This is a genomic window from Paratractidigestivibacter sp. (assembly GCF_963660155.1).
Classification (GTDB): Bacteria; Actinomycetota; Coriobacteriia; order Coriobacteriales; family Atopobiaceae; genus Paratractidigestivibacter.
Map to the genome: position 1 here is coordinate 1 of NZ_CAVKWG010000045.1, position 24,391 is coordinate 24,391.

Annotated in this window: 23 protein-coding genes; 2 read left to right on the plus strand and 21 right to left on the minus strand. The window is 64.7% G+C overall.

Annotation, left to right across the window (positions count from 1 at the left end):
- Positions 1-159: 159 nt before the first annotated feature.
- From U5709_RS08355 to U5709_RS08380, 6 genes are all read right to left on the minus strand, one after another.
- Complete coding sequence (locus U5709_RS08355; RefSeq protein ID WP_321971186.1) at positions 160-834, minus strand: response regulator transcription factor; 675 nt, start codon at positions 832-834, stop codon at positions 160-162.
- A gap of 490 nt (positions 835-1,324) precedes the next feature.
- Positions 1,325-1,522, minus strand: a complete 198-nt coding sequence (locus U5709_RS08360; RefSeq protein ID WP_321971187.1) for a hypothetical protein — start codon at positions 1,520-1,522, stop codon at positions 1,325-1,327.
- A 397-nt stretch (positions 1,523-1,919) separates the two neighbouring features.
- On the minus strand, positions 1,920-2,423 hold the full coding sequence (locus U5709_RS08365; protein ID WP_321971188.1) for a hypothetical protein: 504 nt from the start codon (positions 2,421-2,423) through the stop codon (positions 1,920-1,922).
- 3 nt (positions 2,424-2,426) lie between these two features.
- Entirely contained in the window at positions 2,427-3,116 is a 690-nt protein-coding gene (locus tag U5709_RS08370; protein WP_321971189.1) for a DUF3800 domain-containing protein, read from the minus strand.
- 341 nt (positions 3,117-3,457) lie between these two features.
- Positions 3,458-4,801, minus strand: coding sequence for a glutamine synthetase family protein (locus tag U5709_RS08375; RefSeq protein ID WP_321973194.1), 1,344 nt, complete (start codon positions 4,799-4,801; stop codon positions 3,458-3,460).
- A gap of 347 nt (positions 4,802-5,148) precedes the next feature.
- Positions 5,149-5,337 (minus strand): FeoB-associated Cys-rich membrane protein, encoded by a 189-nt coding sequence (locus U5709_RS08380; RefSeq protein WP_321971191.1) that lies wholly within the window; start codon positions 5,335-5,337, stop codon positions 5,149-5,151.
- A 143-nt stretch (positions 5,338-5,480) separates the two neighbouring features.
- On the opposite strand from U5709_RS08380, the gene gpmA reads away from it, so the two are divergent.
- Positions 5,481-6,242 (plus strand): 2,3-diphosphoglycerate-dependent phosphoglycerate mutase, encoded by a 762-nt coding sequence (gene gpmA, locus U5709_RS08385; protein WP_321971192.1) that lies wholly within the window; start codon positions 5,481-5,483, stop codon positions 6,240-6,242.
- 119 nt (positions 6,243-6,361) lie between these two features.
- On the opposite strand, the gene U5709_RS08390 is transcribed toward gpmA, so the two are convergent.
- The 3 genes from U5709_RS08390 to U5709_RS08400 all read right to left on the minus strand — a co-directional run bounded on the left by U5709_RS08390 (position 6,362) and on the right by U5709_RS08400 (position 8,716).
- Positions 6,362-7,306 (minus strand): SGNH/GDSL hydrolase family protein, encoded by a 945-nt coding sequence (locus U5709_RS08390; protein WP_321971193.1) that lies wholly within the window; start codon positions 7,304-7,306, stop codon positions 6,362-6,364.
- Between the two features lie 251 nt (positions 7,307-7,557).
- Positions 7,558-7,983, minus strand: coding sequence for a flavodoxin (locus U5709_RS08395; RefSeq protein WP_321971194.1), 426 nt, complete (start codon positions 7,981-7,983; stop codon positions 7,558-7,560).
- A 61-nt stretch (positions 7,984-8,044) separates the two neighbouring features.
- Positions 8,045-8,716 carry a DUF3793 family protein gene (locus tag U5709_RS08400; protein ID WP_321971195.1) on the minus strand — a complete coding sequence of 224 codons (672 nt, stop codon included), beginning with the start codon at positions 8,714-8,716 and terminating at the stop codon, positions 8,045-8,047.
- A gap of 520 nt (positions 8,717-9,236) precedes the next feature.
- On the opposite strand from U5709_RS08400, the gene U5709_RS08405 reads away from it, so the two are divergent.
- Complete coding sequence (locus tag U5709_RS08405) at positions 9,237-10,493, plus strand: Nramp family divalent metal transporter (protein WP_321971196.1); 1,257 nt, start codon at positions 9,237-9,239, stop codon at positions 10,491-10,493.
- A 241-nt stretch (positions 10,494-10,734) separates the two neighbouring features.
- Here the strand turns inward: U5709_RS08405 and U5709_RS08410 are convergent, their stop codons facing one another.
- The 12 genes from U5709_RS08410 to efeU all read right to left on the minus strand — a co-directional run bounded on the left by U5709_RS08410 (position 10,735) and on the right by efeU (position 24,309).
- The gene (locus U5709_RS08410) at positions 10,735-12,903 is read right to left on the minus strand and encodes a heavy metal translocating P-type ATPase (RefSeq protein WP_321973195.1); all 2,169 of its coding nucleotides are present in this window, start codon (positions 12,901-12,903) and stop codon (positions 10,735-10,737) included.
- A 3-nt stretch (positions 12,904-12,906) separates the two neighbouring features.
- A complete protein-coding gene (locus U5709_RS08415) occupies positions 12,907-13,203 on the minus strand; it encodes a DUF1490 domain-containing protein (protein ID WP_321971198.1) in 297 nt (98 codons plus the stop codon).
- Between the two features lie 173 nt (positions 13,204-13,376).
- Complete coding sequence (locus U5709_RS08420) at positions 13,377-14,147, minus strand: AraC family transcriptional regulator (RefSeq protein WP_321971199.1); 771 nt, start codon at positions 14,145-14,147, stop codon at positions 13,377-13,379.
- 162 nt (positions 14,148-14,309) lie between these two features.
- A complete protein-coding gene (feoB, locus tag U5709_RS08425) occupies positions 14,310-16,913 on the minus strand; it encodes a ferrous iron transporter B (protein WP_321973196.1) in 2,604 nt (867 codons plus the stop codon).
- A 125-nt stretch (positions 16,914-17,038) separates the two neighbouring features.
- Entirely contained in the window at positions 17,039-17,278 is a 240-nt protein-coding gene (locus U5709_RS08430) for a ferrous iron transport protein A (protein ID WP_321971201.1), read from the minus strand.
- Between the two features lie 102 nt (positions 17,279-17,380).
- Positions 17,381-17,665, minus strand: a complete 285-nt coding sequence (locus U5709_RS08435; RefSeq protein ID WP_321971202.1) for a FeoA family protein — start codon at positions 17,663-17,665, stop codon at positions 17,381-17,383.
- Positions 17,666-17,895: 230 nt separating this feature from the next.
- Positions 17,896-18,822, minus strand: coding sequence for an FAD:protein FMN transferase (locus U5709_RS08440; protein ID WP_321973197.1), 927 nt, complete (start codon positions 18,820-18,822; stop codon positions 17,896-17,898).
- Positions 18,813-19,715, minus strand: a complete 903-nt coding sequence (locus U5709_RS08445; RefSeq protein WP_321973198.1) for a 4Fe-4S binding protein — start codon at positions 19,713-19,715, stop codon at positions 18,813-18,815. The genes U5709_RS08440 and U5709_RS08445 overlap by 10 nt, the downstream gene beginning before the upstream one ends.
- The gene (locus tag U5709_RS08450) at positions 19,715-20,362 is read right to left on the minus strand and encodes an FMN-binding protein (protein WP_321973199.1); all 648 of its coding nucleotides are present in this window, start codon (positions 20,360-20,362) and stop codon (positions 19,715-19,717) included. Before U5709_RS08450 ends, U5709_RS08445 begins: the two co-directional genes overlap by 1 nt.
- A 131-nt stretch (positions 20,363-20,493) precedes the next feature.
- Positions 20,494-21,885 (minus strand): Dyp-type peroxidase, encoded by a 1,392-nt coding sequence (locus U5709_RS08455; protein ID WP_321971206.1) that lies wholly within the window; start codon positions 21,883-21,885, stop codon positions 20,494-20,496.
- Between the two features lie 119 nt (positions 21,886-22,004).
- Positions 22,005-23,282: an iron uptake system protein EfeO gene (gene efeO / locus U5709_RS08460; protein ID WP_321973200.1), complete on the minus strand. Its 1,278-nt coding sequence runs from the start codon at positions 23,280-23,282 to the stop codon at positions 22,005-22,007.
- 88 nt (positions 23,283-23,370) lie between these two features.
- The gene (gene efeU, locus U5709_RS08465) at positions 23,371-24,309 is read right to left on the minus strand and encodes an iron uptake transporter permease EfeU (RefSeq protein WP_321973201.1); all 939 of its coding nucleotides are present in this window, start codon (positions 24,307-24,309) and stop codon (positions 23,371-23,373) included.
- Between the last annotated feature and the right edge of the window lie 82 nt (positions 24,310-24,391).

Sequence of the window (24,391 nt, forward strand, 5' to 3'; positions counted from 1 at the left end):
CACCTTTGCACACACGAGTCGTGGCGGCGAGTTGGTCGCCGAATCGTTGGGCCATCTTGCAGACATTGAGGTTCATGAGCGCAAAGGCATCTGCCTCAAAATGCAGCCTTCCCCAACCACAAGAAAAAAGCGGCCCCGGAGGGCCGCAGATGTCCGATCTTAGACGCGGAACAGGTAACCGACGCCGCGGATGGTGACGATGTGGCTCGCCACCTGCGGGCCTACCTTGGAGCGGACACGTCGGATGTGGACGTCGACCGTACGGGTGCCGCCGCAGTACTCGAAGCCCCACACGCGGTGCAGCAGGGTCTCGCGCGAGTAGGCGCGCGAGGGGTGCGTGGCGAGGAAGCTGAGCAGCGAGTACTCCATGAGGGTGAGGTCGACAGGCTTCTCGTCGATGTAGACCTGGTAGGTAGCCAGGTTGATGGTCATGTTGTCGACGCTGACGATGTCGGCGGGAGCGCTCTCCTCGCCGGGCCACAGAAGCAGGGTGCAGCGCATCTCGAACTCGGGGGCATTGGCTGACGATACGATGAAGTCGTTCTTGCCCTGGGTGGGCATGCGCAGCGTGGCCAGCTTATCGGCGTCCTGGACCAGCAGCATGGGGATGAAGCCGTTGTCCGCGACGAACGAGTCGACGGCGTTCAGCGTGTCCTGACCGATGCCCTCGGAGTCGAGAATAACGAGGTCGAACTCGTGACCGGAGCTGACGGCCTGCGAGAACGTGGACTCGTTGGCGAGCGCGATGGAGACGTCGATTGCGTGAGAGAGCTCACGCATGCGATCGTGCAAGCGGGTCGTGGCAGAAATGAGCAGGATGTTCTTGTGGTGCACCCTTGGCCCCCTCACGTAAACAGCAAAAACTAAAACTAAGGTTAGCACATTGCCGGCACATTAACTGAATTACACAGCAAAATACAAATTGCGCCGCAATACGTCTGAACTGGGGCGCATTCGAAATATTTAGGTCGGTGTTTACGCAGCGCGTGTTGCGAAACGCATGGTGTAGAGCGGCGGCATGCACAGCTAGGCGCCGTGCCTTCCTGCGGCCCTTTGGCCTAATAGCCTAGGCCCAAGACTTGAATCTTGGGAATCATGGCCTTTTTGGCGCTGCGCCCCGCGCGCCCCATGCGACGGCCGCTGTTCAGCACGGCCGAGATGCTCGCCGTCGGTTGCGACACCTGCGTTGGGATGCGCGCCGCCTGCTATCAGGGCAGTCCTTTCTCTTGTGTGAGCCGAGAAACAAACCGGCCCATTAACCAGGGATTTCAGGTTAAAGGGCCGTTACAAAGTGAGGGTATGGATGAGCCACAAGGCTGCTCGTCTAACTGTTAGAGGCGACCTTTCCAATGGCAAGGTCGATCTGCTCCTGCGCCAGCTTCGTCGCCTCGTTCTCAAGTCGGTCAGCCTTGGCCGAGGTGTTTACGCTCTTGTCCATAAGGTCAGCGGTTGCGGACTCGATGTCCACATCAAGACGGGGAACACGAATCTTCTTGATGTCGACAGGGCTGAGCTGAGGCACCGACGTTCCGTATGCACAACGGACGACAGACGGCCTGCCAACGGTTAGGTTATTCAAGAAAGCCAAGAGGTAGCCGGTCCGGATCTTTGCGGCGTTGGGATAAATTCTCAGCAGATGGTCGCTGCCAAACATGCCATCATGATTCTCTGTGAGTAAAAGAGCTCGACCCAAAATGCCGTACTTTTGATCAGAACATGCCATGACAAGAGTTCTCGGCTTTAGGATGTAGCGCTCCCGGTTTTTAACAGCCAGGGGACTCAAAAGCCATTGCTCGAAAACGGCGACGATTCACCTCCACCTCTTGAATGGCCGCCCCGCCGTGGGGTAGTATGGAAGCAATCATTTACCGATGGTTTATGATACGGCCTGCCTCGGAGCCCGAAATCCGGGGCTTTTTTCATGCTTTGTGCCATATTCCCGCGTTGGTCCCTTGTCCGCGGATGCACCGATCATAGTATCCCTTGCTTGCTGGGAAGGCCGTACGAATCCTATAGATGTCCTTCGCCTCGTCAAGCACTACAACATAGTACTCATGCTCGATCTCTATTACCGTAAGCACACGGCGAACAGTAGTCTTCTTGCCGCGACGGTAGCTCATGCGATACACCTGCGACTTAAGCTCTCCTTTGATCACCTTTGCAATCAAAGGAAGCCTCGCGGCGCGACACTCGACAAACGGAATGTCGTGGTCTAGCGCGGCGTCGAACTTGTTCGAGCTCCCCGAGACTATATGCTCAAAACTCACCTCGGTGAAGCCCCGGACAAGCTTGTCGTCGAAAGCGACCACCTCTACGTTGCTCAGGTTTTCGACGAAATAATCCCAGCACTGATCGAGCTTCTCCCCGTCGTTCTCGCAATCGGAGAAGTCAAGAAGACCGTCTGCCCCCATCTTGTAGCCCATCGGCTACTCCCCAAAGGCGAAGACGTTGAACTTTGATTCGGATGCCCATGTAGAGAAGTGCAGAGACGGCCTTCCCAACCGATGGGCCAGATGGGCACACAGCTCCGCCTTGAAAGGACTGGCGTCCGGGAACCGCATTGGCTCGGTGTGTTCGTTCCATTCATACCCCATGCATCCGATCAGAAGGTCGGCCACTTGTACCAGAGCGCACTCATGCGACTCAACCTCCTCCATGCAGGCGAGGCAGCAGCCATCGGGCATGCGCAGCTCGGTTTTCCCGCGCAACGTCTCAACCCTTCGCTTAGCAGAGTTCTTTTTCTTGTCGAGGTAGATGTGATATGTGCTGTTAGTCGCAAGCCAGTGATAAAGGAGCTGGTGATATGCGACGTAGAACCCGTCTTCATCGTCAGCCGACCATAGGTTCTTTTTGTTTACGACCACGCAGCGAAATAAGAGGTCGTCGCAACCGATGAACCAGTCGATAACCGCCTTATAGAAGTCCCTTTTGTTCTTCGAGACCGACTTCCAGCCGAACTCCCCTCCGATGCCGTATTGCCGCTTTATCGCGTTCAGCTCGCCCACAATCTCGCGCTTCTTGCCGCGCAGGCATTTGACGGCACCTATGACCAAATAAGGGTCTTCTGGGTTAGAGTAGCGACTCTCGTCGCAATAGATGTTGACCTCCGCAGCCATTCGCGCTCCATCTCATAACCGGCCTAATGGGACGAGTATATCAGCACGATGAAATGGGAGAACATAAGTACCCCCTACGTTGCATAAAGAATCATGCGGTAGTATTTTCCGCCGCGGAACCCCCGCTTGCCGCATCCGCGCTGCCCAGCCCCCGCGCACGCTCCTTGGCCGCACGCTCGTCCTTGCCGTACCACTTGCGCCGATCTCCCACGTCTCCATGGTCACGCCAACCCAGGCCATGTCCTGGGCCTTCTCGGCGCGCCCGTGGCGCGGCTAGTCGTGTCCGATTGAGACTATTTGAGACGCGCAGCAGACGTTCCCGCAGGTCAGGGAGCTAGTCGCTAATAGCCTCCGTAGTAGTGGTCACGCTCCCAGTCGGTGACGGCGGTGCAGTAATCGTTCCACTCGAGCTTCTTCTCGCGCACGATGTAGTCGAAGATGTGATCGCCGAGGACCTCACGCATGACTTTGGAGGAGCGGAACTTCTCGATGGCCTCGCCGAGGGTGCGCGGCAGGCGCTCGATGCCCTGGGCGGCGAGCTCCTCCTCGGTCTGAAGGAAGGTGTCGCAGGTGGACTCAGCCGGAAGCTCCAGCTTGTCCTCGATGCCCTTGAGGCCGGCGGCGATGGTCACCGCAAGAGCCAGATAGGGGTTGGCCGTGGGGTCGGGGCTGCGCAGCTCGATGCGGGTCGCGGAGTGCTTGCCGGGCTTGTGGGCCGGGATGCGCACGAGCGCGGAGCGGTTCTTGCGGCCCCAGGTGGCGTAGTTGGGGACCTCGCCGGTCGAGATGAAGCGCTTGTAGGAGTTGACGGTCGGGTTCGTGATGAGCGTGAACTCGGGCGCGTACTTGAGGATACCGGCGATGTAGTGCCGCGCGATCGGCGAGAGGTGCGCGTCGTTCTCCTCCTTGGGAGCCCAGAAGAGGTTCTCGCCGTCGTGGTCGAACAGCGACTGGTAGAGGAACATGGCGCTGCCGGGCTGGCTGGCCAGAGGCTTGGGCATGAACGAGGCGTACATTCCCTGCTGAGCAGCGAGCTGCTTGATGACAAGGCGGGCAGTCATGATGTTGTCCGCGCAGCTCACGGCCTCGGTGTAGCGAAGCTCGACGCCGTTCTGGGAGCGGCCGTTGGCGTGGTAGGAATACTGCACCGGGATGGACATCTTCTCGAGCATGAGCGTCGTCTGGCGACGCAGGTCGTTGGCGTTGTCCATGGGCGTGAGGTCGAAGTAGCCGGCGTCGTCCCTAGGGACGAGCTCGATCTGGCTCTCGGAATAGAAGTACTCGAGCTTGGGGCCCACGTTGGGGATGAAACCCTTCTTGTCGGCCTCGGTGAAGACCTTGTTGAGGCAGGCGCGCGGGTCGCCCTCGAAAGGCTTGCGGTCGGGGGTGTAGACGTCGCAGAAGACGCGGGCCACGGCGGCTTCGTCGCTCGGACGCCAGGGCAGCATGCTGAAGGTGTCGGGGTCCGGGAACGCGAGCATATCGGACTCCTCGAGGGAGGCGAAGCCGTCGACGGACGAGCCGTCGAAGCCGATGCCCTCCTCGAAGGACTCCTCGAGCTCCTCGGGCGAGATGGCGAACGACTTGAGGTTGCCCAAAACGTCGGTGAACCAAAGGCGGACGAAGCGGATGTCGCGCTTCTCGACGGTGCGCAGGACGAAATCGATGTCGCTCTCAGTGCTCATGCAGACTCCTCCTCGGGGTCGGCCGTAGATTCAAATAAACGCCTGATACGTTGCCACACGCGTGTTACGCCCTTGTTACCCAAATACGGGAGCGGCCACGGCAGTCCGGCGAGCGGTGATAGCGCCGCAAGGCGTCCTGCCTGCGGTTTGGGGACAGTCCCCTTTTTGCACGCGCATGGTCGCTGCGGCCTCGTCGCCGAACCATTGGGCAAACTGCTCGAAGCGACGGTTCGTGTGCAAAAAGGGGACTGTCCCCAAACCGCAGGCAGGACGGCAGCGCAAACTAATAAAGCGGACTGTCCCCAAACCGCAGGCGGCCGCGGGCTTTGCGCTCAGCTGCGCCTCCCCTACTTGCGCAGGGCGCGGCTCGCGTCGGCGAGCATCTGGTCGGCCTTGGAGCAATGGCCCGAGTCGTGGCCGGAGCACGAGCCGCCGCAGTCGGAGCAGCCGTTCTTGTTCGCACGAAGCAGCGAGCGGACCGAGAAAAAGATGATGGCCGCGATCACGGCAACAACGGCGATGTCGGCGATGTTCATGGATTGCCCCTCACGATAGTTAGCTCACGGCAACTATACCCTTCTCGACGGCGAGAAATAACTACGAGCGCAATAGGCTTGATAAGACAGTGTTAGCCTAGGTAAACTTATGCCATCTGCATACGATCCAAAGGAGGAACTTTATGGAAGACAGGACCATGCAGCTGGTGCTCATTCGCCACGGCGAGTCGGAGTGGAACAAGCTGAACCTGTTCACGGGCTGGACCGACGTCGACCTGACCGAGACGGGCCGCGCCGAGGCGGCCGCGGGCGGGCGCGCCCTTGCCGAGACCGGTTTTGACTTCGACGTCTGCTACACCTCCCGCCTCAAGCGCGCGATCCACACGCTGAACCTGGTGCTCGGCGAGATGGACCGCGAGTGGCTGCCCGTCGTGAAGTCCTGGAAACTGAACGAGCGCCACTACGGCGCCCTGCAGGGGCTCAACAAGGCCGACGCCGCTGCCGAGCACGGAGACGAGCAGGTCAAGATCTGGCGCCGTTCGTTCGACATCTGCCCGCCTGAGCTCAAGCCCGGCGACGACCGCGACCCGCACACGCAGGAGCAGTACCGCGACGTCGCGCCCGACCAGCTGCCGCTGACCGAGTGCCTGAAGGACACGATCGCGCGCGCCTGGCCCTACTTCGAAGACGAGGTCCGCCCGCAGATGCTGGCGGGCAAGCGCGTGCTTATCGCCGCCCACGGAAACTCGCTGCGCGCGCTCGTCATGAAGTTCGAGAAGATGACGCCCGCCGAGATCCTCGAGGTCAACATCCCCACGGGCGTGCCCCTGGTCTATACCTTCGACGCCGACTTCAACGTGGTCGACAAGCGCTACATCGGCGATGCGGCCACCATCGCGGCAAAGATCGACGCCGTGGCCAACCAGGGCAAGGCCAAGAAGTAGGGCTCGCCCGGGCATATATGCGCGTCGCGTGAAGCGGCCGGCGAAGGCATCGCGCCATCGCCGGCCGCTCTTCTCTTGAGCCGTGGGAACTCTTTGCGCTGGTTTGCGTCCTGGCGACGTTAGGCCAGCTCCGAGGCGTCGGGCATAACCTCGGCGAACACGTCTGCGATGACGACGTGGCCGGCCGCGGAGGGATGGAAGTCGAGCTGCATCGGGTTCTCGCTCGCGTTGCAGAGCTCGGCCGTGCGGCCGCCGAAGGCTGCGTAGACGTCCGCCACAGTGTAGCCGCCGGTCCGGGCGTTGGCGACGACGGCGTCGCGGAGCCGGCTTGCGCAGACATCGAGGCGCGGGGCGATGGCCTTATAGGTGCCGCAGAAGTGAGCATAGGGGTTGTACTGGGTGGACAGGTAGATCTTGACGTCGGGGTTCAGCTCCTTGATGCGGGCGGTGACGTCGTTCAGGTCGGAGATGAAGGCGTTAAGGGCGGAGCGGAACTCGGGCGAGGTCTCGATCTTGCCGGTCGCGACGGCGCAGTAGACGGCGAGCTGGACGGACATGTAGCGGCTATCGGAGCCGGGACCCGCGACCATTATGTCGATGACGTCCTCGCCGGTGAGGGGCTCGGCCTTCTTGTTCTGCTTGTTGTAGAGCGCGGCCGCCTTGTTGTAGACGACCCCCAGGAGGTCGTTGCCGCCGCAGGTGATGGTGATGACCTTGGCGGACTTGATGGACTCGTCGAGCTCGCCGGTTGCGAGCTGCTTCTTCATCTTGGCCGCGGTGTTGCCGACGATGCCGCGGTTCTCGACGGCGTAGCCCTTCTTCTGGGCGAGCAGGTTGGCGAAACAATCCTTGAGCTGCACGTCGCCCGGCTCATAGCCCCAGGTGATGCTGTCGCCGAGGGCGAGGTAGCGAGGCGCCTCGGCCGCGGAGGCCTCGTCGGCGCGGGCCATCGAGGGGAAGAGGAGGCCGAGGACGAGCGCCGGCACGAGGGCGAAGACTAACGCGGCGGCGATAAGCGCCAGGCCGTGGCGGGGGCGATCGTTCTCGAGGGTCTGGTCGTTCATGGTTCTCTCCTGTATTTGCTGGCCTCGCGGCCGGTTCTTGTTTATAAGGCACAAGATACGCGTGTCGTGCATCACTTGCGCACCAAGGGGCGGCGAGGCGAGGAAAAGGCGTGGCCCGGCGCAAGGTCGCGGCAAGAAAAGGCGCCGCCTGCTGAGGGGTTGCAGGCGGCGCGAAGATGGCCCTAGTCTGAGGAGGAGAGGGTTCCTCGACATGGGGCAGGATTAAACGAAGTGCAGCTCGGAGGCTCTATTTACGCCTCAGCAAGGGACTTGCCGAGGGCCTCGCAGGCGCTCGTGGCCTCGTCGTCGGGGGCGTCGTTGGCGATAAGCGCGTCGATGACCTTGACGCCGGCAGACTCGGCGTCGTCCTTCCAGGTGTCCATCCACTCGCCGCTGCCCCAGCCGTAAGAGCCGAAGAGCGCCACGGGCTTGTCGCCGAGGACCTCCTTGCAGGCCTCCCAAACAGGCTCGAACTCGTCGGACTCGAGCTCCTCGGCGCCCATGGCGGGGCAGCCGAAGGCAAGGGCGTCAAAGGCGGCGACGTCGTCGGCAGAGAACTCAGAGACGAGGACCGCCTTGGCGTCGGCGCCCGCGGCGGCGGCCCCGTCGACGATGGCGTTGGCCATGGCCTCGGTGTTGCCCGAATCGGTCCAATAAACGACTGCAATCTTGCTCATGCGTAACTCCTTCTATGTATGGCCCTTGCGGGCACCCTCTACCACCTGCGATTTATTTGAATCAGGCGGCACCCATCCGCAAGAGCTCCCTCATGGGAACCCCCTCGGAATAAAGACGTTTGCAAGCGCGCTCGGCCCGCGAGAGCTCGCTGAAGCGGCGCTCGGCCGAGTCGACGTCGCCGTAGCAGCGCCACCGCCCGACGACCTTGGCGCCGCGGCCGCCGTCGGCCATGAAGCCGCGGACGTCCTCGACCGGGTAGCCGAGAACAAGCCCCAGCTCATGGGGAAAATCCGAGCGGCCGGCGTAATAGGAACGAAGCCGGGCGACGAGCGCGGACATGAGGCCATGCGCCGAGTCCACGGGCAGGCCCACCTCGGCGAGAAGCGCGCGGGTGGCCTTGTCGGCAAGGACGGTCTCGACCTCCGTCGGGCGCCACGCGAGAAGCATCGTACCGGCGTCGCGGCGATTCGCGAGCCAGACGAGGCTCACGCCATAGCGCTCGGTCTCGCGCGCGTAGATTGAGAAGAGCCTGGCCGAAAGGGAGCGCTTGGCGCGCGCATCTCCCCGCTTCCACGCGCGCGGCGTGAAACCGAAGACGGCGGCGGGCTTTTGGCCGAAGATGACGAGCCCGGCCTGCGCGACCAGGGTGCGCACGAACTCGGACTCGACGCACTCCTCCATGGAGGAAGCCTCGCGCGGGTCGATGACGATGCCGTCGATCCCTTGCCCCATTTTGCGCCTCCCATCGGCCTTCCGACGCTAGTTAACTTTGACTTACTTCTTCCGACCAAGAGAGTACACCATGGCTAACTTGTGCGCAACCATAAAACGCGCAGCAGCTCGCAGGCGCATCCCGGCCGGCCCGCGACGCAAAAACGCCGCCGACCCTGGGAGATCGGCGGCGCTGCCTTGGCCTTGAGCCGGTGCGGGGAGAGGGTCCGCTTCCGCTCGTGGCGAAGTTAACATCATGATGCCCGGAATCGAGCGCGGGTCGTGTGGGGGCACTTCCCGCCCGGTCAACCGCCGGCGTGAGGGGGACGCTGTGCGGTGCATCGTGTTGCTGTTATTAGAATAAGTTCACTTGGGTTAACTTGAAGTGTAAACCTCGGCTAACACATAATGCACACAATTCCCTCTTTTTGAGTAGGAATTAAGGCGAAGGCGCGGCGCGCGGCGACGCGGTGTGGCGAGGTGTTAATGTTAGCCTTGGTTAACTTCTAAGCCTTCACTCCTCTTTTTTTGGAGCCTTTAAATGCTTGATTACCTGCGCGAACACTTCAGCGCCGAGCGAACCGGCGCGCACGGCGGCCTCGAGATCCTGCGCCATATCGGCCCTGGGCTCCTCGTGACCGTCGGATTCATAGACCCCGGCAACTGGGCGTCCAACATGGCCGCGGGATCGCAATTCGGCTACAGCCTGCTGTGGGTCGTCACCCTCTCGACCGCCATGCTCATCGTCTTGCAGCACAACGCGGCGCACCTGGGGATCGCCACCGGGGCCTGCCTCGCGGAGGCGACGATGGCCCATCTGCCGCGGCCGCTCGCCCGCGCGGTTCTCGGCAGCGCCTATGCCGCCACCGCGGCGACCCTTATGGCGGAGGTGCTGGGCGGGGCCGTCGCGCTCCAGATGCTCTTTGGCCTTCCTTTGCGCACAGGCGCAGCGCTCGTGGCCGCGGCTTCGATCGCCATGCTCTTTACCAGCTCATATAAGCGAATCGAGCGATGGATCGTCGCCTTCGTGAGCATCGTCGGGCTCTCGTTTTTGGCAGAGATCGCACTCGTGGACGTAAGCTGGCAAGAGGCGGCCGCGAGCTGGGTCGTCCCGAGCATGCCCGCGGGGTCCGTGACCGTCATCGTGAGCATCCTCGGCTCGGTCGTCATGCCGCACAACCTGTTTCTCCACTCCGAGGTCGTCCAGGCCAACCACTATGAGGCCCAGGGAGACAAGATCGTGGCCGAGCGCCTTCGCTACGAGCTCTTCGACACGCTCTTCTCGATGGGCGTCGGCTGGGCCATCAACTCGGCGATGGTGATACTCGCGGCGGCCACGTTCTTTACGCGCGGCGTCGTCGTGGACGACCTCGCTAAGGCGGCGGTCACGCTCTCCCCCATCCTTGGGCCCGCGAGCTCGGCGATCTTCGCCGCGGCGCTGCTCTTTGCGGGGCTCTCGAGCAGCGTCACCGCCGGTATGGCGGCCGGCACCATCAGCGCGGGCATGTTCGGGGAGGAGTACGACATCCACGACCGCCACTCGTCGCTCGGGGTCGTGCTCGCCTTTGCCGTCGGCATCGGCGGGTGCCTCGCCGTGACCGACGCGTTCGAGGGCCTCGTGTGGAGCCAGGCACTGCTGAGCCTCCAGCTGCCCATTACCATCTTCGTGCAGATCCGGCTCACGAGCTCGCCGCGCGTCATGGGCAAACACGCGAACTCACCGGCACTCAAGGCGCTGCTGGTCGCCATAGGCGTCGTCGTGACGGCCCTGGATGCCGCGCTCCTGCTCGGCCTGTAGCCGCAAGAAAGACCCGGTCCGCCGCCGCGAGCAAGACCGCTCCCTCAAAGTTCGGAAGGCTTCCAAACTTCGGAAGCCTTCCGAACTTCGGTTAAGAGTTGTATATCCGCAGGTAAATCGCTTGTGCGTTTCTTGACAAGAAGCCCCCCAAAGTTTGGAAGCCTTCCGAACTTTGGGAGGGTGCTGGCGGCGGGGTTAAATGGGGCTGCTTGCAGGCGGCCGAAAAAGCGCCGCTACGTCGCTACGCCGCTGCGGGGGCCGGGAGCGCGGCGCGGCCGCAGCCGTGAGGCTCGTCTGCGGCCTCGAGGTGCGGCCCTGCGAGCAGAGGCGTCGTGTTCAGCGCCGCGATGCCCAGCGTGGACACGTTGTGCAGGTAGGCCGCGGTGGTGATGGGCATGACCGAGGCCACGCCAAAGGCGATGAGCGCCGTGTTGAACCCGACGATGAAGCGGTAATCGCCGTGGATGCGCCCCATGAGCCGCTGCGCGAGCAGCCTCATGGTGACGAGGGACTCGAGCGACGAGTCGTGCACGAGCACGTCGGCCACGGCGCGGGCGATGTCGCTCGCGTCGGACATGGCGACCGAGACGTCGGCCGCGGCGAGCGCCGGCGAGTCGTTGATGCCGTCGCCGACCATGACGACGGTGTGGCCCTCGTCCTTAAGGCGCTGCACATGGGAGGCCTTGTCCTCGGGCAGGACCTGGGCGAAGTAGCCGTCCAGCCCAAGCTCCTCGGACACGTGCTTGGCGCACCCCTCCGAGTCGCCCGTGATCATCACGAGGTTCGAGAAGCCGAGCGCGCGCAGGTCGCGCAGGACCTGCTTGGCCTCGGAGCGCGGAGGGTCGCTGATACAGATGCAGCCCAACAGCACCTGGTTCTTTGCCACGAAAATCGTGGACGACGCCCCCGCCTCGCCAGCAAGAAGGTCGTCGAGCCCCTCGGGCTTCTCGACCCCCTCGTCCTCGAAGAGGAAGTGGGCGGACCCGATGCAGACGTTGTCGCCGTCGACGCGCGTGGCGATCCCGTGTGCGACAACGTAGCGGACCTCGGCGTGGAGCTCGCGCTCGTGCGCAAGGCCGCGGGACCTGGCCTCCCCCACGATGGCGCGCGCCATGCTGTGCGGGAAGTGCTCCTCGATGCAGGCCGAGAGGCGAAGCAGGTCGTCCTCGGTCGCGTCCGAGCAGCTGATGATGCGGCTCACGGCGGGCGTGGCGTTGGTGAGCGTGCCTGTCTTGTCGAAGACGACGGTATCGGCCGCAGCAAGCGCTTCGAGGTACTTGCCGCCGCGCACGGTAACACCGTGGCGCGTGGCCTCGTCCATCGCGCTCATGACGGCGATGGGCGTCGAGAGCTTGATGGCGCACGAGTAGTCGACCATGAGGACGGCCATGGCCTTGTTGATGTTGCGCGTAAGGGCCCAGATACCGAAGAAAGCGAGGAAGCTATAGGGCACGAGACCGTCCGCCAGGCGCTCTGCGCGCGACTGGGCGCTCGCCTTGAGCTCACTGGACTCCTCGACCATGCTCACGATGTTGTCGATGCGCGCGGTGCCCGGGGGCGCCGTGACGCTCACCTTGAGGTCGCCGTGCTCGAGCGCGGTGCCGGCGTAGACGGTGGAGCCCGCCCCCTTGCGGACAAGGGCGCTCTCGCCCGTCATCGAGGACTGGTCGATCTCGCCCGCGCCCTCGACGACGGTGCCGTCCACGGGAAGGACCTGCCCCGCGCCCAGGTGAAGCACCATGCCGCGGCGAATGTCCTCGGTGCGCACGAGCACGTCCTGCCCGTCGACGACGGCCCACACGGACTCGGAGCGCACGACCATACCGTCGCGCAGCGCCAGGTGGGCGCGCGACTGAACGTGCTCCTCCATAAGGCCCGAGAGCTGCAACAAGAAGCTGATGGTCCCGGCCTCAGCGAACTGGCCGCGCATGCAAGAGGTCGCGATGGCGCAGGCGTCGAGCACCTCGACGCTGACCTCACCGCGAAGAAGGTGGCGCAACCCCTCGAGCACGTAGCCCACGGCCCGCGCGCTCGTGATGGCGGCCCGCAGCGGCATGGGGAGCAGCACGCGCTTCGCCACGCGCCAGAGCAAAAGCTTGCTCACCTCGACCTGGAAGCGGTTGTTCTCGAGGCTGATCTCGAGCGCGCCCTCGCGCGTGCCCAGGCCGACCTCGGCGCGAGGCAGGTCGAGCGGGTCGAGCGCCCGCACGGCCGCCAGGACGGCGTCGCGGCGCTCGGGCTCAAATGTGACGAGAATGGAGCCCGCAGAAGCGTGGACCTCGGCGGTGCGGACGCCGTCGAGGCCCATCAACTCGTATGCGACGCCGCGCGCCTCTTCGTCGTCGAAGAGGTTGCGGCCACACCGCAGGCGAAGCCTCCCGGGAAGCTCCGAGGCGATGTCGAAGACCATGCTTTAGGCCTCGGCACCCTCGGCGTCAACCTTGGCAGTGACCTCGGCGCGGATCTCGGCCTCGAGGGCGGCCAGGCGATCGGCCACGCCGGCGTCGATCTTGGCCTGGCGACGGGCCTCGGCGGCGACATCGTTGGCATCGTCGACGACGCGCTGGGTCTCGGCGGTCACGGCGTCGGCGACCTTCATGCCGACGCAGGTGGTGGCCACGGCGGCCTTGTGGAGCAGGCCGGAGGAAGCGAGGCCCGCGACGGCGCCGGCAGCGGCGGCGCCGGCAGCAACAAACCAACCAGTCTTCATGATGTTCTCCTTAACAACGTATGGCTTGACGGATTGCCAAAGCCAATTATGTCCTTGTTTACGGCGAATAATTAGCAATGCTCCATTTAGACGAACCGCAGCTAACATCAACCGAAGCTAACTCAAGAAGTTAACTAAATGCTTCGGCATTTGCTGCATGGGCACCCCGCACTTCACATCTGCTTGAAGACGGAAGGGGCCGCCCCCATGCAATCACAGAAGGCGCGGGCGAACTTGGAGGGGTTCGAGTATCCGACCTTGGCCGCCACCTCCCCCACCGCCGCCGCGCCCTCGCACAGAAGCTCGGAGGCGCGAAGCATCCTCAGGCGCCGGTACCACTCGTAGACGGGCAGGCCGAACTCGCCGCGGAACGACTCCTTGAGCACCGTAGGCGAGGTCGCGCAGATCTCGGCGAGCTGCGGAATGGTGAGCGGGGCGGCCATATGGTCGTCCATGGCGCCTCGGGCGCCGTAGGCGATTTTTTGCCGCGCGTGCTGCACAGACCGCACGGACTCATCGGAGAGGCATCCCACGAGCTCCGCCACACGCGAGGCCAGCGCGGCGTCGTCGCCCGAGAGCCACGCGACGGCGACGTCGTCGAACGCGCGGCAGACCAGCGAGCCGCGCCTGTACACTCCGGCGGAGGTCCTCTCGCCAGGCAGCGCAGTGACAACGGCGATGGCCTGCATCGGCGACTCCTCGACGCGGGCGGGGTCGGCGGCGTCCCACTCGAGGCACATGCCGACACCCACATGCCCCGAGCCCGCGGCCAAAGAGCCGCGACAGCAACGGATGAGCACGCTCAGGCCCTGCCCGGTCGCGTCGTCGACCACACGGGCGAGGGAGTGCTTCTCGCCGGTGCCGACGGCGCAGACACGCACGCCAGCGAACTCGGGCACAGGCGCGCCGCCGCGCGACTCATGAATGTCGGTCAGGCTGATCATCGAGTAGGAGCTCCAAATCTGACGTGGGCGCAAGGCATAGGCATAAGGCGCGCGCCGCCGGCGCAATCAAGGGGGAACGTCGGCGGCGCGCTGTTCGCTTGCTATGTGCGCGAGGGAGAGGAGGGCTCGCGCTTAAGCAGGCTGCGGGAAAACGTGGGGGTCTTACGCCTGGTTGAGGTCAGTCAGAATCTTGGCCTTGGTCTCCTCGAACTTGGGCGTCGGGCGGAAGAGCTGGAAGAGCATGGCGGCCAGGCACGCGAAGGCGATGACGGTCCAGACGCCGAAGTTGCCGAGCACGAAGAGCTCCCAGAGCTGGTTGATGATCATGCCCACGATCCAGCCGAAGACGCACTGGTAGGCAATGGCGAACCAGAACCACTTGGAGTCGTCCATCTGGCGACGGATGGTGCCCATGGCGGCGAAGCACGGGGCGTCGAGCATGTTGAAGGCAACGAAGCCGAGCATGGCGCCGACGTGCAGGACACCGGAGGCGTCGGTGAACATGGCCGCGAAGCCGGTCCACAGCGAGAGCGAGTTCTCGCTGACCTCGCCGAGACCGTACAGCGTGCCGAAGGTGGAGACCAGGTTCTCCTTGGCGATCAGGGCGCTGATGGAGGCGGCGACGGCCTGCCAGTGGTCGGCGCCGAGCGGGGCGAAGATGAAGCCGAGCGCGCCGCCGATGATGGCGAGCAGCGAGTAGTTGTTGGCCTCGTCGCCCGCGCCCTCGAGCTCAGGCAGGTAACCGAAGGCGCCGTTGCCGCCGTCCCAGTTGGCGAAGCCGAAGTTGGAGAGGAACCACACCACAACGGAGGCGGCGAAGATGATCGTCGCGGCCTTCTTGATGTAGGAAGAGACGCGCTCCCAGACGTGCAGCCACCAGGACTTGAGCGTCGGGAAGTGGTAGTTGGGGAGCTCCATGACGAACGGGGTGGGCTCGCCGGCGAAGGGCTTGGTCTTCTTCAGCATGATGGCCGAGATGATAATGGCGGCGATGCCGAGGAAGTAGAACATCGGGGCGACCCACCAGGCGTCGGAGCCGCCGATGAGGACGCCCATAACGAGCGCGATAATCGGGGTCTTGGCGCCGCAGGGGATCATCGTGGTGAGCATGGCCGTCATGCGGCGGTCCTTCTCGTTCTCGATGGTCTTGGTGGCGAGGACGCCCGGGACGCCGCAGCCGGTGGAGATGAGCATCGGGATGAAGGACTTGCCGGAGAGGCCGAAGCGGCGGAAGACGCGGTCCATGACGAAGGCGACGCGGGACATGTAGCCGCAGTCCTCGAGGAAGCACAGCAGGACGAACAGGACGAACATCTGCGGGATGAAGCCGAGCACGGAGCCGACGCCGCCGATGACGCCGTCGATGACGAGGGACTTCACCATGGGAGAGGCGCCGATGTTGTCGAGCCAGCCCTCGACGGCGATGGGCACGGAGGGCACGTAGCCGTCGTAATCGGCCATAGCGGGCTCCGACTGCACGCCCTCGACGGCGTTGAGGAACGCGGTGGTGTCGACCGAGTCGATGGTCTCGTCCGTCGGGTTGCCGTCCTCGTCGGTGATGGTGACGTCGGTGGCCACAACGTTGGCCTTGGCGGTGCCGGCGGCGAAGTCCTCGACGATGACGCCGGACACGACGTCGTCGGGGTCCTCCTTGAGGGCGTCGACGGCGGAGGTGACCTCGGCCGCGGAGTCGGCGGTCACGACGCCGTCGGCCTCGGCGGCGCTGACGAAGCCGGCGACTTGGTCGGCGTAGTGGTTCTCGCCCCAAGTCTCGGTGTCGGCCTCATACTGCTCCTGGGAGGCGCCGTTCACGAAGAAACCGTCGCCGAACAGGTTGTCGTTGACCCAGTCGGTACCGGCGGTGCCCACCGTGGAGATGGCGATGTAGTACACGAGGAACATGATGAGCACGAAGATGGGCAGGCCGAGGAAGCGGTTGGTCACGACCTTGTCGATCTTCTCGGAGGTGGTGAGCTTCTTGGGGGCCTTGACCACGCACTCGGCCATCGTCTCGGAGATCCAGTCGTAGCGGTCCGAGGTGATGATGGACTCGGAGTCGTCGTCGCGGGCGGTCTCGACGGCCTCGATAAGGGGCTCGATGGTCGCGTTCTGCTCGGAGGTGAGGTTCAGCGGCTTGATGGCCTCGGCGTCGCGCTCAAAGACCTTGACGGAGTACCAGCGGACGAGCTCGGGCGCGCAGTTACCGGAGATCTTCTCAGCGATCTTGCCCAGGGCCTCCTCGACCTCGGCGGAGAAGCACTTGGTGCCGGTGGCCGGGGTCTTGGCCTCGCGGGCGGCCTTGACCAGCGCGTCGATGTTGGTGTTGTGCAGCGCCGAGACCTCGATGGCGGGGCAGCCCAGGCGCTCGGAGAGCTTGGCCACGTCGACCTTGTCGCCGCGCTCCTTGAGCAGGTCGCACATGTTCAGGCCCACGACGACCGGTCGGCCGGCCTCGAGGATCTGGGTGGCGAGGTAGAGGTTGCGCTCGAGGTTGGTCACGTCGATAAGGTCGATGATGGCGTCGGGGCGCTCGTTGACGATGTAATCGCGCGAGACGATCTCCTCGGGCGTGTACGGGGAGAGCGAGTAGATGCCGGGGAGGTCGACGAAGGTGACGTCCTTGTCGGCACGGTACTTCGCCTGCTTCTTCTCGACGGTGACGCCCGGCCAGTTGCCCACGTAGCCGTTGGAGCCGGTGAGCTCGTTGAAGAGGGTGGTCTTGCCGCAGTTGGGGTTTCCTGCGAGACCGATGAACGTTTCTGCCATTCCTAGCCTTTCTGGAATCTTGCAATTTGGCACGTTTGGGGATAAAACCCGAGGTCAGAAGTTAGAAATAGGTAACTCACTGACCTTAAAAAGAGGTTCGCGACAAAGAACCCGCGAACCCTCGCCTACTGCCCGTCGGCGATGTCGGTGACCTCGACGAATGCGGCCTCGTCCAAACGGATGGAGAGCTCGTAGCCGCGGACGGTGACCTCGATGGGGTCGCCGAGGGGAGCCACCTTGTTGACGTAGACGTGGGCGCCCTTAGTGAGACCCATATCCATGATGCGGCGCTTGAGGGCGCCCGTGCCGGTGAGCTTTGCCACGTTGGCGCTCTGCCCCACCTTCACATCCTTAAGAGTTGCCATCAAAACCCTTTCCTCTTTGCCGGCCTCCTGCAGCCGGCACCTGCAAAAAACGCACGACCCCGTCCTGGGCCGCCGCGAGGGCGCCCAAGGCGGGAGACGAACCTAGAGAGAGACCATGACGTGGGACGACATGGTGCGGTTGAGCGCGAGGCGTGCGCCCTTGACGTTGACGATGACGTCGCCGCTGACGCGCGAGATCACGGTGACCTCGGCGCCCTCGACGAGGCCCAGGTCGGTGAGGTGCTTCTTGAGCTCCGCGCCGCCCTTGATCTTGACGACCTTGGCGCACTCGTCCTCGCCGAGCATGGCGAGGGGAAGGGCGCCGGCCATGCTGACGGGCGCGCCCGCGTTGGCGGCCACGCCGCTCATGATTGCCTCATCGGACATGATTGCCTCCTTGTGTTCTTTCGTCGGCAGGCGTTTTGACACCGCTTACCGACGAGAAGTTGGCTAGCGTAAACTCAATAATCAAGGAGTAAGGTACCGCTAACTCCAAACGGACGCAATAGGCTGAACGCCACAAGTTAGGTTTAGGCAACAACCCATTGAGAGACGCGCGTGGCGAAGAGTCGGCGCGCACGGCCGTCATCGCCGAAGCCCCCGGGGCCCCGCCTCGGCTAGAAAAGCTCGGAGCGCCCGCCGGATGTCTGGAGCCGCTCACCGGAAAGCATGACGATAAGGCACTCGAGCAGGGGCTTGCTCTCGGCAAAGGCAAGCGCGGCCTCGGCGCCCATCATCAAAAGCGGCGTCGACCAGCACTCGGCAAGAAACGCGCTCGGCGCCGCGACCGAGACGCTCGCGATGTCCGTGCTCGCGGGGCGGCAGGTCCTGGCGTCGAGGATGTGCCAATACGCTTGACCGTCCCGCCTAAAGGCGCGCTCGGTGACGCCGCTCGTGGCCAGGGCCCCGTCGGTGAGCTCGATTGTGGCCGCGAGGCTCCCCGCCGCGAGTGGATCGGCGACACCGGCCGACCAGGCGCCGCCGGAGGGCACCTCGCCGAAGGCGCTGACGTTGCCGCCGAGGTCGACGATGCCCTGCTCGCAACCGCCCTCGCGAAGATAGCCCACGAGCTCGTCCACCATATAACCCTTGGCGATTCCGCCGAGGTCGACGCGGGCCTCGGGGTCGAGCAGGCGCGCCAGCCCCTCATGGACCTCGATGAGGCCCGCGTCCACGTGGCGCGAGGCCTCCTCGAGAGCGGCGCCGTCGGGCACAGTCGCGCCCTCACGGAAGTCCCACAGCGCGCTCGCCGGGCCCACCGCGACGTCGAATGCGCCGCCGGTGGCGCAGCTGAGCGCAACGGCGGCCTTAAGCAGGCGCTCGGTGTGGGCCGAGATCTCCACCCACTCCCCCCTCGCTTCGTTCATGCGGCTCACGTCGCTTCCGCCCGCGGTGCGGGAGAGCGTCGCCTCCAGCGCGAGGCCGCGGTCGACCGCGGCCTCGAGAAGCCCCGGCTCGCAGAGGCCCTTGCAAGTAAGGAGAGTGTCGCACGCAAGCGTCCGCACAACGGCCATCCCGTGCGCGCCGCCGGGCGCTACACCCACGGGGCCTCCGGCAGGAAGTGGACCGCGCCGCAGGCCCACAGCAGCGCGAGCAAGATAATTGCCATGACGGCCACGGCGAGGTCGCGCGCGCCCTTGGGCTTCTCGCCCGCGCCAGGAAGCTTGCCCGAGGAAATGCAGGAAAGCGGGCAGCCCTCCTCGCAGCGGCCGCAGCGGATGCACTCCCCCACCTGGGCGTCGCCGGCGGGAGGCCAGATGCCCACGGGGCAGCCGCGGCGGCACTTGCCGCAGCCGTTGCAGACGGACATGTCGCGCGCGGGGCTTGCCCACGGAAGCTGCGGCAAAAGCGAGAAGATGGCCCCCATGGGGCAGGCGAACTCGCAGAAGAAGCGCTCGCGCAGGGCCATACCGACGACGACGGCCAAAAGCAGCGCGCCGCCCACGACGCCGATCTGGTCCGGCTGCAGGTTACACAGGCGCCCGAACGCGGTCCAGGGGCTCGCGCCAGAGATCGCCGCGGAGGCCCCGAGGGCGCAGGCGAGAAGCACCGCCAGCAGCACCGCGTACTTGACGAGGCGCAGGCGCCCCTCGAGTTTCTCGTCGAGGGGCTTTCGAGCGCGGGCCTTGCCGCCGGCGATCTTCTTGCGAACGGACTCGGCAACAAGGAACACCGCGTCGCCCAAGGTCCCGAAGGCGCATGCGTAGCCGCAGAAGAAGCGGCCGAACACGAAGGTATAGGCGCACAGGCCCAGAAGCAGCGCGACGAAGCTCGTCATCTCGGCCGCCTTGCCGGCCCCGATGGAGACGAGCACGGACTTCGCCCCCGAGAAGGCGCCCGAGAAGGCCTGGGGCGCGAGCAGCAAGAAGGCCGCCTGCGAGCACAAACGAGCGACGCGGCCGCGGGTAAGGCCGCCCGGCAGTTTCTTCTTATCCATCAGCGGCCTCCCGCGAAACCGGCGTTGCCGGAGGACTTACCCGTGCTCGAGGCGCTCGCGGAGGCGTCTTCGCCCGCGCCGAGAAGGTCCGAGATCGTGAGCTCGTACCACTCGGGCGCCTCCTGCTGCGCGCGGTCGGCGGCGAGCTTCTTCAGCTCGGAGGTTGAGTGGGCGCCCGTGGAGGAAGACGTGGAGGCACCGACCTTCTCGCCCTCAATGGCACCGCCTGCGACCAGCGCGTTATTGATGGCGTTGATGATGCCGCGGCTCGAGAATGTGGCGCTCGACACGGTGTCGAGGTCGAGCGTCTGCTGGGCCACGACCGCCGTGAAGAGGTTGGTCGAGGCAAGGTCGAAGTAGGGGCTGTCGTCGTATTCCTTGACAGCCTCGATTTTGCTAACGTAGCCGTTCTCGACCGTGACCGAGACCGTCGTGGGGCCGCCGTAGCCGCGCGCCGTGCCCTCGAACACGCCGTCCTTGAGGAAGGGCCCGCGCTGGCCCGCCTCCCGGGCAGCGGTGACGGCCTCGGCCGCACGCTGCTCCTGCGCCGAGACGACGGCGCTGTACCCCGCCACGGCGCCGACGATCAGCGCCGCGCACGTGGCGCGCACGACGATCCGCGCGGTCTTGTTCTTTGCGTCTTCCATAGCTTGGGCTCCTCAGGACTGTTGCCCCAATAGTAAGGCTAGGCGAACTTTTTTGCCCGAACCTGATCGAGGGCGCCCCTGTGCAGGGACGCCCCCGGATTCAGTGTGAGCAAGAGGTGAGGCTTAGGCAGCTACGCCGTGGCCTCGAAGAGCTGCTGGCCGATGTACTCCTGATCGGACTTCAGGCCCGGCAGCATGAGCCAGACGGCGGAGCCGGTGAACTTGAAGTAGTCGGTGAGGTCGCAGTCTCGCCAGCGGTCCATGTACTGGTAGAAGTCCTTCTCGGGGTCGCGCGCCATGCCGCCGGTGTACATGCCGCCCTGGAGCTGGCCGAGGTTGTCGATGCCGTTGGACCAGTTCCAGCCCCAGCGGCACATGTAGTGGCCGGACTCGTTGAGGTAGCTGCGGAAGCAGGCGATGTGCGAGCGCGGGTCGATAAGGGCGTTGCCGTCGGCGTCGGTGGCCTTGAGGTCGGGCTCGGCCGACTCGTCGTCGCCGCCGGACAGCGGGATGCCCTCGAGCTTGGTGCGGCCGATGACGCGCTCCTGCTCCTGAAGGGTCTGCTCGTCCCAGGACTCGAACTTCATATTGAAGGCGCGCCACATCATGTAGGTGCCACCCGCGTAGAGCTTGCCGTTGGGGTCGTCGTCAGCGGCGATCCAGGCGCACTCGTCCCAGATCTTGGCGCCTTCCTCGGTGCCGGGGTCGGGGGCGGTGGTGCCGTCGCGGAAGCCGAAGAGGTCGCGGTCGGCGTGGGCGTAGCCCTCCGGGCTGATGGTGTGGTAGTAGCCCACCTTGTTCCACTTGATGGAGGCCTTGCCGTAGGCGATGCGGACCATGTTGCGCATGGCGTGAAAGCAGACCTTGGGATCCTCGGCGGCGATGAGCAGGAACAAGTCGCCGCCGCACTCGGCGTCCTCGAGGTAGTCGCCGGGGAACTTGCGCATGGCGGCGTCGAGCTTCTCGGGCTTGATGGAGGCCAAGCCGTAGCGGTCCTTGCCGTCGGAGGTCTGGAAGAAGGTGGCTCCCAGGCCGAAGCTGATGGTCAGGCCGGCGGCGCCGAGGTCGTAGGCCTCGCCGGTGTCCTTGGGGGCGCTGTACTTCTTGGCATCGGGCTCCTTGACGGGGTAGCCGGCACACATGTTCTCGGCGGCGGTGGTCCACTCCTTCAGGAGCTTGATGACCTTGTCGCGGTCCTCGGTGATCATGTTGAAGGCGACGGCCTGGACGTTTTGCTGGCTGCCCATGACGCCGGGCTGGTGGCCGTCCTCGCAGCCGCGCATGGGGCTCACGATGCGCTGCACGTTGGTGACGACGTCGCCGTCCTCGCTCCAGCGCTCGCCGTCAGGGATGACGGAGGCCGACTTGGTGCCGGTAGCCGCGGCGCTGTTCGAGCAGCCGCCCACGAGGACGGTCGCCGCGGCGCCGGCGGCGAGGCCGGCCAGCCCCCTCAGGGCACCGCGGCGGGTGACGCCGGCGCGCTCGTTCTCTTCTTGGATTTGGCCTTCGCGAATCTCGCTCATACCGTCTCCTCTCGTGGTTTTGCGACGGGCGTTGCCCGGCGCGGGGCTTCTTTAGCACTAAGGGGCCGACGGTGCAGGAACCGTCGACCCCGGCCGATCCTTCGCTAAGAGGCTAGGGCTTAGCTCAGGACAACAGCAGTAAGGTCACCGAGGGCCGAGCGCAGGGCGTTGACGGCGTCGGAGAGCTCGCGGGCACCGGTGGAGAGGTTGTCCTCGTCCTGCTCGGCACCGGCGTTGGAGTCGATCTCGGTGTAGGACGGGTAGACCGGGGCCTCGGAGGTGCCGGTGTTGTACTTGGACAGGTAGGTCTCGAGGGTGTCGAAGGCCTCGTCGATCTCCTTGGCCAGGTCGGGGTCCTTCTTCTCGACGATGGACTTGACGTTGCCGTAGGCAACCTTGGCGCCCTCGACGTTGGCCTGGAAGTCATAGAGGTCGGTGTGCGAGAAGGCCTCCTCCTCGCCGGTGATCTTGGAGGTGGCAACCTCCTCGAGCAGCGAGATGGCGCCGTTGGTCACGTCGTCGATCTTGATGGAGAAGTCATTGGAGTAGACGAGGTCGTAGAAGGCCTTGGTGTCGGCGACAAGGGCGTCGGCCAGGGCGGTCTTCTGCTCGGCGGTGTAGTTGGCGTCCTCGGGGGTCCAGAGGTCCTTCTCGATGGCGTGCCAACCCTTCCAGTCGGCCATGTCCTCGACGTCGCCGGCCTTGGCGTCAGCCTCGCGCAGGTCGAGGTTGGGGTCGATGTCACCGAAGGCCTCGGCGGTCGGCTCGACGCGCTCGTAGTACATGCGGGCCAGCGGGTAGAGCTCCTTGGCCTTCTCGGTGTCGCCGGAGCGGTAGGCCTCGACGAAGTTGTTGGTGGCCTCAACGAGCTGGCCGGCCTGGTCGCGGATGTAGGCGGTGTACATGGTCAGGGCGTTGTCACGCAGCTCCTGCTCGTCGGCGGAGACGGTCACGGCCTCGCCGGAGTCCTCGACCACGAACTCGGTGGCGTCGACAAGGGCGCCGACCATGTTGGTCTTGGAGGCGGTGTAGTAGGTGCCCGGCTCGAGGATGGCGGTGACCTCGGTGGTGGTGCCCGGGGTCAGGTTCTCGCGCTCGGTGACGATCTGGAGCTTGTCCTCGGCGAGGATCTCGAACTCGTTGACGGCGGTGCCGTTGTTGGTGACGGAGAAGGTCACGACGCCGGACTTGGCGCCGGCGGCGGACACCTTGCAGGAGGTGTCGTCGATGGTGACGGTGATGACGTCAGAGGTGCTCTCGGAGGCCTGGGAGGCGCTGGAGTCGGAGCTGGTGGAGCTGGTGCTGTTGGACTGGCAGCCAGCGAGCGGGGTGACGACAAGAGCGCCGGCAATGGCGACGACGGCGGCCCTGCGGACCCAGTTCTGATCGAGATTCATGCTGTGGAACCTTTCTTCCCATAAACTCAGCGCGCCGGAGCGCGCACTTTACCAAGTGGTGCAGGTGGCGCGGGTGGTGCGGGTGGTGCTAGGCGTCGGCCTTCTCGCCCTCGGACTTCTCGCCCTCGGCCTTATCGGCGACCTTGGCACGGGCGGCCGCGTCGACCTCCTCGCGGGTGCGCTTGTCGACGAAGATCTTGCCCTGGATTTGAAGGGTGAACAGGGGCAGGACCACGACAAGGTAGGCGATCCAGGCGCCAAGCTGAAGCGCCGTGGGCTGGAAGAGGTACTGCAGGTTGAAGAAGGCGTTCAGGATGACGAACCACCACTGCTGCAGAAGCGGGGTGATGACGGCGGTGTGGTCCCAGAGGAAGATGCCCCAGCCGGGAAGCACGCTTGCCTCCTGCAGGTCGTGGAAGCCGTAGAGGAAGATGCCGGCGGCCACGAAGATGAGCAGGTAGCCCGTGAAGGTAAAGAACGTGTGGATGTTCATGTGGAGCGAGCCGCGATAGATCAGGTAGCCGATGACGATGGCGGCAACAAGGCCGAGCACGACGCCGATGGTGGGCTCCCAGACCTGCGTGGTGCCGGAGGACTTCACGACGCCCCAGACCATGACGGCGGTCTCGGCGCCCTCGCGGGCGACGGAGACGATGCCCATCCAGATGAGGCCGTGGACGTTACCGGACTCCAGGGCCTGGTCGGCCTCGGCGTGGATGTTCGCCGTGAGCTGGCGGGAATTCTTGCCCATCCAGAAGATCATCCAGGTGACGAAGAGCGCGGCCACGATGGAGAAGACGCCGCCCAGGATCTCCTGCGCCTGGAAGGTGATGGTCATGGGGCCCCAGGTCCAGTAGATGCCGAGGCCGAGCGGGATGGCCGCGGCCAAAACGACGCCGATCCAGAAGCGCGCCAGGACGTCCCTGCGGCCGACCTTGTTGATGTAGGCCACGATGATGCCGACGACGAGCGCGGCCTCGACGCCCTCGCGCAGGGCGATGAGGAAGTTCGGAAGGATGAGCTGCATCGATGTACCTCGCAACAGGTGACGTAAATCACCCATGGTTAACTTTCAGAAGCGGTACAGGATGTTAACCATGCGATACTTT